Source organism: Paractinoplanes maris (genome assembly GCF_023544465.1).
Lineage (GTDB): Bacteria > Actinomycetota > Actinomycetes > Mycobacteriales > Micromonosporaceae > Actinoplanes > Actinoplanes maris.
This window is the reverse complement of the sequence record NZ_JALPVL010000006.1, coordinates 162,228-175,293: the sequence shown is the minus strand read 5'-3', so window position 1 is coordinate 175,293 and position 13,066 is coordinate 162,228. Positions and strand designations below refer to the sequence as shown.

Annotated in this window: 10 protein-coding genes and 1 pseudogene; 4 read left to right on the top strand and 7 right to left on the bottom strand. The window is 67.5% G+C overall.

Annotated features, from left to right (window positions below; genetic code table 11):
• Window positions 1-40 precede the first annotated feature (40 nt).
• Window positions 41-469, top strand: coding sequence for a very short patch repair endonuclease (locus tag NAG42_RS18765; RefSeq protein WP_250031661.1), 429 nt, complete (start codon window positions 41-43; stop codon window positions 467-469).
• A 7-nt stretch (window positions 470-476) separates the two neighbouring features.
• On the opposite strand, the gene NAG42_RS18760 is transcribed toward NAG42_RS18765, so the two are convergent.
• Entirely contained in the window at window positions 477-1,565 is a 1,089-nt protein-coding gene (locus NAG42_RS18760; RefSeq protein WP_250031660.1) for a DNA cytosine methyltransferase, read from the bottom strand.
• Between the two features lie 132 nt (window positions 1,566-1,697).
• Here NAG42_RS18760 and NAG42_RS18755 point away from each other — a divergent pair, with 132 nt between their 5' ends.
• Window positions 1,698-2,537 carry a phosphoribosylaminoimidazolesuccinocarboxamide synthase gene (locus NAG42_RS18755; RefSeq protein ID WP_250031659.1) on the top strand — a complete coding sequence of 280 codons (840 nt, stop codon included), beginning with the start codon at window positions 1,698-1,700 and terminating at the stop codon, window positions 2,535-2,537.
• A gap of 22 nt (window positions 2,538-2,559) precedes the next feature.
• On the opposite strand, the gene NAG42_RS18750 is transcribed toward NAG42_RS18755, so the two are convergent.
• Together NAG42_RS18750 and NAG42_RS18745 are read right to left on the bottom strand one after the other, a co-directional pair.
• Complete coding sequence (locus NAG42_RS18750) at window positions 2,560-2,871, bottom strand: DUF3040 domain-containing protein (protein ID WP_250031658.1); 312 nt, start codon at window positions 2,869-2,871, stop codon at window positions 2,560-2,562.
• A 1,579-nt stretch (window positions 2,872-4,450) separates the two neighbouring features.
• On the bottom strand, window positions 4,451-4,774 hold the full coding sequence (locus NAG42_RS18745; protein WP_250031657.1) for a hypothetical protein: 324 nt from the start codon (window positions 4,772-4,774) through the stop codon (window positions 4,451-4,453).
• 295 nt (window positions 4,775-5,069) lie between these two features.
• On the opposite strand from NAG42_RS18745, the gene NAG42_RS18740 reads away from it, so the two are divergent.
• Window positions 5,070-5,963: a Sco1979 family transcriptional regulator gene (locus NAG42_RS18740; RefSeq protein WP_250031656.1), complete on the top strand. Its 894-nt coding sequence runs from the start codon at window positions 5,070-5,072 to the stop codon at window positions 5,961-5,963.
• A gap of 477 nt (window positions 5,964-6,440) precedes the next feature.
• Here NAG42_RS18740 and NAG42_RS18735 read toward each other — a convergent pair.
• The 4 genes and pseudogenes from NAG42_RS18735 to NAG42_RS18720 form a co-directional block, all read right to left on the bottom strand.
• Window positions 6,441-6,678 (bottom strand): annotated as a pseudogene (locus NAG42_RS18735) (DUF397 domain-containing protein).
• Between the two features lie 1,274 nt (window positions 6,679-7,952).
• Entirely contained in the window at window positions 7,953-8,771 is an 819-nt protein-coding gene (locus NAG42_RS18730) for an SAM-dependent methyltransferase (RefSeq protein ID WP_250031655.1), read from the bottom strand.
• Between the two features lie 110 nt (window positions 8,772-8,881).
• Window positions 8,882-10,474 carry a tetratricopeptide repeat-containing diguanylate cyclase gene (locus tag NAG42_RS18725; RefSeq protein ID WP_250031654.1) on the bottom strand — a complete coding sequence of 531 codons (1,593 nt, stop codon included), beginning with the start codon at window positions 10,472-10,474 and terminating at the stop codon, window positions 8,882-8,884.
• 223 nt (window positions 10,475-10,697) lie between these two features.
• Entirely contained in the window at window positions 10,698-12,290 is a 1,593-nt protein-coding gene (locus NAG42_RS18720) for an MDR family MFS transporter (protein ID WP_250031653.1), read from the bottom strand.
• Between the two features lie 120 nt (window positions 12,291-12,410).
• Between NAG42_RS18720 and NAG42_RS18715 the strand changes: the two genes are divergently transcribed.
• Entirely contained in the window at window positions 12,411-13,007 is a 597-nt protein-coding gene (locus tag NAG42_RS18715) for a TetR/AcrR family transcriptional regulator (protein ID WP_250031652.1), read from the top strand.
• The last annotated feature ends 59 nt before the right edge of the window (window positions 13,008-13,066 follow it).

The following is a 13,066-nucleotide window of genomic DNA, read 5'->3' as shown; positions in this document are numbered from 1 at the left end:
CTGCCGCGACCAGCATCCGATGAGAGGTACCGTGGCGGACATGCCGGTGGTATCGAGCCCGACTCCCAGTTCGGTGGCCGTTTCCGGTCGAATGAGTCGGCAACGTCGTCGCGACACCCAGCCCGAGGTGGCGATACGCCGGCGACTGCATGCCATGGGCCTACGGTTTCGCGTCACGGTGCCGATTCCCGGAATGACTCGGCGAACCATGGACATCGCGTTCACCCGGAGCCGGGTGGCGGTCTTCGTCGACGGTTGCTTCTGGCATGTCTGCCCGGTGCACGCGACCAGCCCTGCTGCGAATTCTCAGTGGTGGGCGGAGAAACTCACGAAGAATCGAGAGCGGGACGAAGCCACCAATGCCCACCTGAACGAACTTGGTTGGGATGTGGTGCGGATCTGGGAACACGAGGACCCCGTCGAGGCCGCCGATCGCATTGCCGCTGTTGTGCGACCCTCATCGGGCTGAGACCTCGTCAGAGGCGCGCGTCCAAGTTCTTCGCGAGGTGCTCACCGATCGCCTGGGCGAGTTCCACCGGAACCGCGTTCCCGATCTGACGCGCGATGTCGACCTTTGAACCGCTCCACCGGAACTCGTCGCTGAAGCCCTGAAGGCGAGCTGCTTCGAGGTGGGTGATGGCGCGGTTCTCGGACGGGTGCAGGTACCGACCCTTCTCAGGCTTGAAGAATTCGGTACGGATGGTGACCGAAGGCTGGTCCCATCGCAGTCGACCCATCACATCGCCGGAGCCGGTGGTGTGCTTGATCCAGCACGGGCTCTTCAGGTCGTCGGGAAGATTGAACCTGTTGCCACCCGCCGGAATGGCGCGGAATCGGTCGAGCGAAAGCTGTTGATAGTTACGGGTCACGTGAAGATCAAGCTTCTTGTACCAACCGGGCACCGGTCGACCGTCGTGATAGGTGATCGTCCGGGACGGCAGGAATTGGTTGTCCACGTGAACGTTCGTATCGATGCCGTCCAGGGCCTGGCGAACGGTGCGCCAGTTCTCCCGGCGTCGAACGGTGGGGTTCGGGATCTCGATCGGATCGAGGTCGATCCTGGTGCCGATGACGATCGCCCGACGTCGCACCTGAGCGGCACCGAACTCGGCCGCATTGACGAGCTCCCAGTTCAAACGGTATTTCTCCAGTTGGCCGCCGGACCTCGTCTCATCCTGCAGTGCGGCGAACTCGGTGCTCTTCAGGAAGCGATCGACGTTTTCGATCACGAAAACCTTGGGTCGGATCTCGTTGAGCACCCGCACGTATTCGCGCCACAGTTGATTACGGGGATCATCCAGTTTCTTCGAACCCAGATTTGAGAACCCCTGGCATGGCGGCCCTCCGACGACCACGTCGGCGAACGCCGCCCGCTCGGGCGGGGACCAGCCCACGATGCTGCCTCGGTGAACGATGCCGACTCCGAAGTTCTCCGTGTATGTCGTGGCCGCCGCCAAGTCGATCTCCACAGCACCGACCGTCTCGAATCGTCCCGTTCCGTGGAATCCGGCGGTGATGCCGCCGCAGCCCGCGAAGAGGTCGACCACCTGAAACATCTGCGCCATGGTCATCACCTTAGCCAGATGATGCCCTGGTTCATCACCCGCTGAGCGCGAGTTCACCCAGGTGTCTCGCCCGACCCCGCGGAGGGTGTCGGCTAGCGTGAACGCGGCAGTCCGTTCGGCTAAGGGGAGCACGTGGAGCTTTTGCACTCGGGGAAGGTTCGTGAGGTTTATGCGGATGGGCGGGACATCCTGCTTGTCGCGTCGGACCGGATCTCGATCTATGACGTGGTGCTGCCTACGGCCATTCCGGACAAGGGCAAGATTCTGACTCAGCTGTCGCTGTGGTGGTTCGAGCAGTTGGCTGACGTGGTGCCCAACCACATCGTGTCCAGCACTGACGTGCCGGCGGAGTGGGCTGGGCGGGCTGTTCGGTGTGAGCGGCTCGACATGGTCATGGTGGAGTGCATCGCCCGGGGGTATTTGGCGGGGTCCGGGCTCAAGGAGTATGAGCGGGACGGTGCCGTTTCCGGGGTGGCGCTGCCGGCTGGGCTGATCGAGGGGTCACAGCTGCCTGAGCCGATCTTCACGCCGACCACCAAGGTGCCGCCGGGTGAGGGGCACGACGAGTTCATGACGTACGCGGATGTCGAGAGCGCCACCGACCCTGAGGTCGCGGCCGAGCTGAAGTGGATAACGCTCGAGGTCTACCGCCGTGGGCAGCAGGTGGCGGCCGAGCAGGGGATCATCATCGCCGACACCAAGCTGGAGCTGGGGTTCGCGGCGGACGGCACGCTCAAGCTGGGGGACGAGCTGCTCACGCCGGACTCGTCACGGTTCTGGGCGGCCGATGAGTGGAAGCCGGGTGGCACGCAGCGCTACCTGGACAAGCAGTTCCTGCGGGACTGGTCGTCGACGCTGACCGACTGGGACCGCACGGCGCCGGGGCCGGAGATCCCGGACGAGGTTGTCGAAGCCACCCGCAACCGGTACGTCGAGGTCTACGAGCGCCTCACCGGAGACAAGTGGGTCTAGGGTCTGCGGCGTGGCGGATCCGCTAGGCCGGATGGGTCGGGCGGCCTCGCGTCGCCACCCACCAGGCCGGCTGGGGGCGGTGGCCGTTGCGCTTCGTGTACAGACGGAATCCGTACCCGATGGCCAGCACCGCGAAGAGTGCGCCCGTCCAGCCGCCGAAGACGATGCAGACCGGCGCGAGGATCCAGAGCGTCGCCGCGGCGGTGGTGTAGAGCAGGGTGCGGGGCTTGGTCATGCGGTTCATCCGGCGGCAGAACCTCGGGTCGGTCGTGCGCAGAAGCGTCACCAAACCATCGAATTCGGCCTTCTCCTGAGGATCGAGCACGGTGACCACCTCCGACTGACTGCCTGCCGCTCGACGGCGAATTGATACCCGCCGTTGCGGCTTGGTAACCCGTTGAAACGCGTTGGCGACGGCTCTCACAGAAACCCAGAAAGGCGGCTTTGCGGCGGACATCGGGTCCGCTGCGGGCCGGCGCGGCGCACGCGTCACTCGCACGGGTGGGCACCGCCACCTCGACCCAGCTCTGGATCGAATCCGTCCACTTCGTACGGTACGAGGAGGTGCCGGCCGGGGAGGTGCCGGGCGGCGGCGGGAGCGTCTCGAGCGAGGAGGAACGCCGCCGACGTTCTTGGCTGGGCGCCGACTGGTGGCGTCCGGCTGCGCCGATGTCTCATGTGTCCGGTATGCCGGTCGAGGGCGAGCATCACCGCGCTGTGGGCGACCCCACGGATTCGCATCCAGCGGAGAACCGCTCAGTAACTCCTATCTGGGTATCTAGCGGGATGATCTGGGGCAGCGGGCGAGTAGATCGACGGTTCGTAGTCGCGCTGTGAATACCCTCTTTCGAGGTCGTCCGGGCATGCTCGTGCATATACGAAGCGTGGTCGGAGAAGGCTGCGCGAGCGGCTGTGGAGATCGCTCGGTAATAGGGCGGAGGTGGCTTGTTCCGGACAATTTCCTCTAGGGTGACAGGGCTCCCCAATGTGGAGCGTGAGCGTTCCGCATACCGGGCGAAGTGCCTGGTGGCAACGCTGTGGGACCGTGGGTCTGCACCCGCAGAGCTTCCCTTTCCCTGGTGACGGCCTCGAAAGAGAGATGTTATTGCAGTCCTGGTAACAAATGTCGCCGCCTGTTTATCAGGTGAAGTAGTTCAAAGCGCAATAACAAGAATATCTTTCAATTCTCGTTGGCGGCCCGCGGCTCGCACAGAAGAGCAGCGGTAGGTGTTACGGCCGGAGCTGCTGGGGAAGGCAACTCGGCTACGAGAAGCCGTCTACGCGCGAAGAAGACCGGCGGCAGGTGTCGTAGCGACGGGGCTCGCCGGCGAACTGCGAGCCGCTTCCGCGCTTCGCGCGGCGATGTAGCTGCGCTGTCCGGGTGGGCACAACCGCGCGATGGGCCACTTGCGGGCGTCGCCGGCACAGTCTGCGAGAAGGGTTGGCAGAGATCCAGGAGGCGGCCGGCGTGCTCGGAAGTGCTATCGCCCGGGCTGCCTGGGGTGCGGAACCGCACTGGGAGCGGACCGAAGCGCAGGTGGGTGTCGGCTGCAGTGGGGGTGTTGGAGCCGGACTAAAGCCCAGGCGGGGCTGAGGGTGCGGGAGGATCGGAGCGGCAGGACTCAGGCCGCCGAGGTGATGGGACCGCATCCGGCGGAGTAGGGGTACGGCGGGGAGGTCGGCGCCTCTGGGTGGCTGTCTATCCGCGTACGGCGGGAAGAGCGACCCGGTCAGAGCCGGGGAGGAACGGCGGCGGCCTCGGAGAGGGCCGCCTCGCTGCCGCACGTGGGGCAGGTCATCTGGTCACCGCAGGACGGGCACCACTCGTTCGTGCGGCGGAGGTGCCATCCCAGGGCCCACGCCGGCGAGCAGGCTCAGTAAGCCGACAACGGCCGCGACGGTGACCGCCCCGGTCATGCCGCGGAGTGCCGCACGGGAAGGCCGGACGGGGTGTAGACGCCGCGGCCGATGTGACGGCGGTCGACGGCCGGGTCCTCGCTGGAGCGGGCGCTCACGTAGGGCGCCGTGAACGTGTCGACCCCGGTGCCGAGGTGGGCGCCGGGGCGGTAGGTGACGGTGACGGCGCGGGGGGAGGCTGCTTCGATGACTCCGGCGCGCCAGCCGTCGCGGTAGACCCACACGCGGTCGGAGGGGTGGTAGCTGTCGGCGGATGCCACATCTGCCGGGTCGCGTTGGGGCGGGGCGATGGTCGGGGCGGACGTCGGAGCCGTGGACATCGAGATGACCCTCCAAGATCTCGGGACTCGCTCGTCCGGTGGGCGGGGGAACGCCACCGAGTCGGACGTGTCGGCCGAGAAGCCGAACTTTCAGCACGCTGTGTCAGCAGATGGTGCGTGTCTGTCAGCTATCATGCTCGCGTACCAAGGCGTTCGCAAGGCCGGATGCACGTGCATCCGCATTGGGCGAACGCCCGGGCACCCGCCCGGGCTGTTTCGTTGTGGACGATCTCCCCTTTAGGATGCTGAGGGACTGCGGCCGGGCAGCCCCCACAAAGCGATGACGAGGAGCCAGGTGAGCGCGGGTACGCAGCAGGAGGAGGCCCCGACCGGCGGCCCTACCGTCCTGCGCATCCTGCTCGGGGCCCAACTCCGTCGCCTGCGCGAGGCCAAGGGCATCACTCGTGAGGACGCCGGGTGGGAGATCCGAGCTTCGGGATCCAAGATCAGCCGGATGGAGCTCGGCCGGGTCAGCTTCAAGGAGCGCGACGTCAGCGACCTGCTGACCCTGTATGGCGTGAATGAGGCCAACGAGCGTGAGGCACTGCTCGTGCTGGCCCGTCAGGCCAACAATCCGGGCTGGTGGCAGCAGTTCAGCGACGTCATGCCCGGCTGGTTCCAGTCCTACCTGGGCCTCGAGGCCGCCGCGACGCTGATCCGCACCTATGAGATCCAGTTCGTGCCGGGCCTGCTGCAGACGCCCGACTACGCGCGCGCGGTCATCATGCTCGGCCACGCCGGCGTCACGCCGGAAGAGATGAACAAGCGGGTCGAGCTGCGCCGTCAGCGCCAGGCGATTCTCGACCGCCCCGAGGGCCCGCAGCTGTGGGCGGTGATCGATGAGGCTGTGCTTCGCCGGCCCATCGGCGGCGTCGACGTCATGAAGGCTCAGATCGAGTTCCTCATCGAGGCGTCGAAGAAGCCCAACGTACGGCTGCAGATCATCCCGTTCCACGCCGGCGGGCACGCCGCGGCCGGTGGCCCGTTCGCGATCCTGCGCTTCCCCGAGCCCGAGCTTCCCGACGTCGTCTATGTCGAGCAGCTCACCAGCGCCATCTACCTCGACAAGCGTGAGGACGTCGACCAGTACGCGATGGCGATGGAGCGGGTCTGCATCGACGCCGAACCGCCCGGGCACACGCCCGAGATTCTCGGCAAGCTGCTCCACGAGGTCGGCCGTCCCGCCTGATCTTCACGACTGTCTGGAGCCGAGCCCGGACGCGCGGTAGGCTCTGCGAATTCGTCTGGAGCCCCGGCCCCGGGTGAATATCGGTTGGCTCGCCCACGCCCGCTGCCGACGACCGTGGACGAGACCTTTCACCGTCTCGGGTCCTGCCTGGCTTGAACAACCAGGCAGGCCCATCTCTTTTCCGGGCGCTTGCTCATCGCGTTGCCCGGCCACTGCTTTGCCACCCGCGGCATCGCTGCCGTCGGCCCGGAGTCGCTGCTCGGGTGCGAGCTGTCGCGATCAGTCCGGTGGGCGATCTGCCCCGAGCGGGACGTGGAGATGGGCACGTCGCACTCGAAGCGGCCGGCCGCGAAGGGCCAGCGCTGTTCCCGTTGAGCCGGCTCGTCCCGCGCCGGTCCGGGACCTCGTTCGTTCATCCGAGCTCTGTCATCCGACTCGACCTCGGCCACAAGATTTCAGGCTTTCGGGTACGCCGGCTCAGGCGAGCAGGTTGTCGAAGTCGCCGTCGCGAACGCCGCCGAGGAAGGCCTCGATCTCGGCCGGGGGTGTAGATGAGAGCCGGACCCTCAGGGTCCCGGGAGTTGCGCATGGCCACCTCGCCGTTGGGCAGGACGGCACACTCGACGCAGTTGCCGCTGGGGTTGCTGCGCCGGCTCTTCTGCCAGGTGACACCTTCCAACTGGCCGGCGGGGATGCCGTTGACCGCGTACGTCATGTTGAAGCTCCCTAGTTTCTCCTCCGGGCGAGGATCGTCCGGAGTCAGCTGCTCTCCTGTGCGCAATCATTGCCTCACACCTTGTGCAAATGCACGTGCATTTGGCCTTGCGTACTCACGGGATTGTGAGCATGATAACGCACGTACGCATCTTGCGGGTGTCACTTAGGGTGACATCTTTGAGTGACGGGTCGGTCGCGGAAACGGCGTCGCGGCCTCGGCGCGAGGCTCCCTGGCGGGGGCGTCCTAGCGAGAGGTAACGAGATGGCTGTTCCGAATATCGGTCCCGAGCACTTCGATCAAGGCGATGGCGAGCCGGCCGAGCCGCGACGGGGCAATCCGGCGCTGCTCTACCGGACCGAGTCGATCACCGACGACGTGAGTGCTGCGACGGCTCGAGCGGCGGTGGTGTCGCACCGCTTCGGGGATGTGCGGCATGTCTTGTCCCGGCCTGGGGGCCGGCGGCCGGCGAATGATGGGGGAGAGTGGGATGCCCGTGATTGATCACGGTTCCGGCCCTCTGCTCCGCTCCTCTCTGTTGACAGGGCGTCAGTAGTGATCACTAAGCGTAAATGCCTGGGACGTGATTACCGGGCGGCGGGATCAATCGTTCGCAGGCGCGCAGTGGTTACTGATCGTTGCTCCACTGTGGCGTCAGTCCGTCGGCCCGCGCGTCTCGCGGCGACGACATGCGTTCTCAGGGCCGGGGTTGCCTAAACCTCAGTTGATGAACTTTCCCCGGCTCCGGCCGGGTCGTCCGGTTCCCCCGTGCCGGGCGGCCCGGCCGGTTTGCTTCCGGCCCGCGACTGTCGCGCTTGTGACGTCAGCCCGTCCGCCGATGTCGAGCCACGCATGCTCCGGAGTGATGCGAGAGTCGGCAACGGCCGCCGAGTCCAGCCGCCTGGGCTGAGCGAATTGCCCAAAACGGTCAGCGTTCGCGGCTGGCCTGAAATAGGGTCAGTCTTCACGGTTGCCCGAAAAGGGTCAGGCTGGACGGGACCAGCTCCGGGGAGCATCCGGTGGTCGCGGCTGGATGGGATCTGCTCCGGCGAGTGCCCAGTGGTCGCGGCTGGATGGGGATAGCTCCGGCGAGTGCCCCGGTGGTCAGGGCTGGAGAGCGCCCAACGAAACGTCACCGCCGGCGAATGGCTGACCGAGGTGGTCATAGCCGGGGCCGAAGAGATGTCAAGGTCGGGACCGACGAGGTTTCAGAGCCGGGCGGACTGGCGGGTGGCCGACAAACGGGTAGGGCCGGCGAGCGTCCGGGACGGCGGTCAGGGCTTGCGCGCGACGCCCGCCCAGTAATAAGCGGCCGCCGGATTGTCGACCGGCTCGTCGGGACGCCAGCTCGACACCGGCACCAGCCCCGGCTCGAGCAACTCCCAGTCGCCGAAGAAGCGCCGCACGTCGGCCTCGGGCCGGGCCACCAGGGTCATGCCGGCCCCGGTCGCCGCGGCCACCGCCTCGTTCACCTCGTCGGGCGCGAAGTCGGCCGTCGGGTGGGTGATGGCCAGCAGGCTGCCCGACGGCATCGCGTCGCGCAGCGCCTGGACCGTGGACCACGGGTCGTCCTCGTCGGCGATCAGCATCAGGATGGCGATCAGGGTGAGGCCGATCGGCTTCTCCAGATCGAGGGTGTCGCCCAGCACCTTGTCGTTGAGGATCGACTCGGGGGCGCGGAGGTCGGCCGAGATGTATTCACTGCGGCCCTGCTCGGTGCTGATCATCAGGGCTCGGGCGTGGACCAGCACGATCGGATCGTTGTCCACATAGACCACCCGCGACTCGGGGGCGATCCGCTGGGCGATCTCGTGGAGGTTGGGCCGGGTCGGGATGCCCGTGCCGACGTCCAGAAACTGGTGGACGCCCTCTTTCTCCACCAGGTCGCGGGCCACCCGGTGCACGAACTTGCGGTTTTCAGCGGCCATGTAACGCATGCCGGGGATCGCCTTGATCATGGCGTCGCCCACCGCGCGGTCGACGGCGAAGTTGTCCTTGCCGCCCAGCCAGTAGTCGTAGATGCGGGCCGAGTGGGGGACATTGATGTTCACGCCCGGGGGCGCCACCTCAGGCACCGGGGAGTAATCGCCCACGACCGCCTCCTCGCCTGACCCGCACCGGGCCGACTGTCCGTCAGTGCGGTAAAGCGTAACGGTCGAAGTCGATCAAAAGCACGTTCGTCGTTCGATGCCCAGCGCGCTGCTCAGGCCGCCGAGGCGTGATCACGGTAGGACGGGGCGCGATCAGCACCGGGTAGGCCGCACACCACCCGGTCACGGCCGCCGTGCTTCGCCGCGTACAGATTGCGGTCGGCTGTGGACAGCAGGCCGGGCTGGGTCAGCTTCTCGGATTCGCTCACACAGGCCACGCCGATGCTGATCGTGACCGGCAGGCCGCGGGTGATGCCGGCCCAGTCGTAGGCGCCGACGGCGCGGCGGATGCGGTCGAACTCACGACCGGCCCGCGCCGTCGGGCAGCCGGGCAGCACCATGAGGAATTCCTCGCCACCCATCCGGGCCACGAAACCGTCGGGCGACACGGCCGCCAGCTCGGTCTCGAGGAGTTTCGCCACCTGCACGAGCACCTGGTCGCCCACGTCGTGGGAGAGCTGGTCGTTGATCCGCTTGAAGTGGTCGAGGTCGACCAGGGCGACGGTCAGGTCGGGATCGGTGCCGATCAGGCGGGGCAGCTGCTCGTCGATGAAGCGGCGGTTGTGCAACCCGGTCAGCGGGTCACGCCGGGCCTGCTCGCGGAAGCGCTCCGCCTCCTGCCGGGCCTCGGCCGTCTCGAACAGGGCCTGCCGGGTGCGGGCCTGCGCCTCGCGCTGGCGGGACCGCAACCCCACGTAGGCCTCGAAGAATGCCTTGTGGGCCTCGTACGCCTCGGCGAACTCACCCCGGGCGGCATGCAGCTCGGCCTGCTCCTGGTGCACCTGCACGAGGAAGTGGCCCAGCTCGCGGTCGGCGCAGAGCTCACGGGACTCGTCGAGGCTGCGCTGGGCGCGCTCGTACGCCCCGAGGCCACGCTGGGCCCGGGCCAGGTTGAGCAGGTACTCAGGCATGGCGTCGGCGTCGTCGCGCCGGATCTGGCTGTATTTCTCGATGCACTGCAGCATCGTCTGCTCGGCCGCGGCGTAGTGGCCGTTGCCCAGCTCGATGGCGCCGATCGTGTCGAGCACGGTGGCGTCGAGCTCGAAGCTGTGGGTGGCGGCCAGCACGCGCAGCCGCTGGGCGACCCGCTCCGCGTGCTCGTAGTTGCCGGCGGCGTGCTCCGAGTAGGCGTAGTTGTTGAGCACGTAGAGCCGCAGAAAGGGACGGTTGAAATCGGTCGTCAGCCGTTCCGCCTGGTCGAAACGGTCGCGGGCCGTCTCGAACGAGCCGGCGAAAGCGAGTGCGTCGGCCAGCTTGGCCCGGTGCCAGATCTGCATGTGCGGGGTCGCGGTGTCGTCGAGCAGCTCGACGCTGAGGACGGCATGCTCGAGGCTCTGCGCGGCGTCGCCGAGGTGGCGGTGGATGGCCGACCAGATCAGATGGGTGCGGGCGGTGAGCCGGCGGGCGTCGTGGTCGACCGCCCACTGGTGGATGTGCCAGATGCGCTGCGCGGCCTCGGCGACGTCACCGGAGCGCATGCGCATGTTGGCCTGGCTGAGCCGGGCCCGGGCCACGAGCATGTCGTCACCGAGCAGGCGGGCCTGACGCTCGTAGCGTTCGGCGAGCTCGAGCATGGGCACGGCATCCCAGTGGATCTCGTCCTCCAGCTCGAGGAGGGCGGCGTCCAGCCGCTCGGTGTCAAGCACTTCCCGGTCCGGATCCACGTGGCCAGCCCCCTTTCTCGCTCCTGCGCCACTGATCGACAGCACCGCCCGGGTGTTGAGGAAAACACCATGATCAGCGCTCCGCTTTCGAAGGTTAGCTCTGCGTGAGGCTGCGGTTCCATATTGACCCGCGTGAGCAATCTCGCCCCAGGGGCAACAAACGCGGCGCCCGCCGGAGCGGACGCCGCGTTGGAGCCGGGATGTGTCAGCGACTGAGGACGGCTTCCTTGGTCCCCGAGGAAGCCGGGGAATCGGGCGACGAGGAGGCGACGTCGACCGTCGAGCGCAGCGCCGCCGGGCGCAGCAGCGCCGCGGCGATCACGCCGACCACCGCGATGGCGGCGCTGATCAGGAAGATGTGCCCGGTCGCGTCGCCGTAGGCGGCCCGCACGATGTGCTGGATCGAGTCCGGCAGCGCGGCCAGGTTGAGCGTGCTGCCGCCACTGGTGCTGCCGGCCGGCACGCCCGCGTTGGCCAGGTCGTGGGTGATCTGGTCGTTGACCCGGCGGGCGAGCACCGCACCGAGGACCGAGACGCCGATCGTGCCGCCCAGCGAGCGGAAGAAGGCGATCGTCGAGCTGGCCGCGCCGATGTCCTTGAGCGAGACGGTGTTCTGCACCGACAGCACCAGGTTCTGCATCGACATGCCCACGCCCGCACCGACGAGGGCCATCGCGATACCGACGTACCAGAGCGGGGTTTCGTGGTCGAGCATCGAGAGCCCGGCGAAACCGGCCACCAGCACGATGGTGCCGGTCAGGATGTACGGCTTGATCCGGCCGCTCTTGGTGATCATGCGCCCGGTGACCGTCGACGAGACCAGGATGCCGGCCATCATCGGGATGGTGAGCAGACCCGCCTCGGTGGGGCTGTAACCCCGGCCGATCTGGAAGTACTGACCGAGGAAGACGGCGCCGCCGAACATCGCCATGCCGACCGCGAGGCTGGCGATGATGGCGAGGGCGGTGTTGCGCTGCTTGACGATGTCGAGCGGCACGACGGGCTCGGCGACCCGGGTCTCGACCCAGACGGCCAGGGCGATCAGCACGAGGCCGGCGCCGACCATCGCGGCGCTGGGCCACGAGATCCAGCCGAACGAGCTGTCGACGAACGAGACCCAGACGAGCAGGGTGCTGACGCCGGCCGCGATCAGGCCGGCGCCGAGGTAGTCGATCTTCACATTGGCCCGGCGGATGACCTCGAGGTTGAGGGTCTTCTGCAGGACGACCAGCGCGATCACGGCGATCGGGGCACCGATGAAGAAGCACCAGCGCCAGCCCAGCGTCGAGTCGACGATCAGACCGCCCAGCAGCGGGCCGCCGACCGTGGCCAGAGCCATCACGCCACCCAGGTAGCCGTTGTAGCGGCCGCGCTCACGGGGCGGAATCATCGCGGCGATGGCCACCTGGACCAGGGCCTGGACGCCACCCATGCCGAGCCCCTGGAACCCGCGGGCGGCGATCAGCTGACCGGCGGTCTGCGAGAAGCCGGCCACGATCGAGCCGAGCACGAACACCACGATGGCGATCTGGACCAGCAGCTTCTTGCTGTAGAGGTCGGCCAGCTTGCCCCAGATCGGGGTGGACGCGGTCGCGGTGAGCAGGGTCGCGGTGACAACCCAGGTGTACTGCGTCTGACTGCCGTCGAGAGCGCCAATGATCTTGGGCAGCGCCGTGGACACGATGGTCGAGCTGGCCATCGCGACGAAGAGCACCAGCAGGAGGCCGGAGAGGGCCTCCATGATCTGGCGGTGTGACATGGCGCCCGGGCGGACGCTCGTGGTGGTCGAGGCGCTCATCGCGCAGCCTCCATCGTGGTGATGCTCAGAAGTGGTTGCCTCATACAACTATCGACGGACCTTTCCCATTGCGCAAGTTTGCACATTGAGAAGGGAATCACACGCCGGTACGCTCGGACCATGAGCACCGCTGCCGAGCCCGGGCTCCGTGAACGCAAGAAAGCCGCCACCCGGCAGTCCCTGCACGCCGCCGCGATGCGACTGGCGATCGAGCACGGTCCCGACCGGGTCACCGTCGAGGCCATCGCCGACGAGGCCGGGGTCTCCCGGCGGACGTTCTCGAACTATTTCGGCAGCAAGGAAGAGGCCCTGCTCTACGGGGACTACCAGCGCATCCATCTGCTGATCGAGCAGGTGCGGTCCCGCCCGGCGGGCGAGACACCGTGGGCGGCCCTCACCGCGGCGGCCGAGCAGTTCTATCTCAAGCTGGGCGAGCTCGACCCGCACTGGGTCGCGCAGAGCCGTCTCGTCCGCACCCAGCCCGCTCTTGTGTCGGCGCAGGTGCAGACCTTCGCCGCGCTCGAACGCGAGCTCTCGGCCGAGATCGCGGCCCGGTCCGGCGACGACCCGGCGAGCGTACGGGTGAAGATGACCTCCGCGGCCTTCCTGGCCTCGCTGCGGGTGGCGCTGCACCTCTGGCTCGACAAGCCGCCCGGCACCAACCTGTGGGATCTGGTGTCCGAGGCCCTGGCCGAGGCCGGTCGCGGATTCGCCTGACCAGCGAAAGCAGCGCGACTCCGGGTGGGGGCCCGGAGTCGCACCTTCGTGGGGATGAG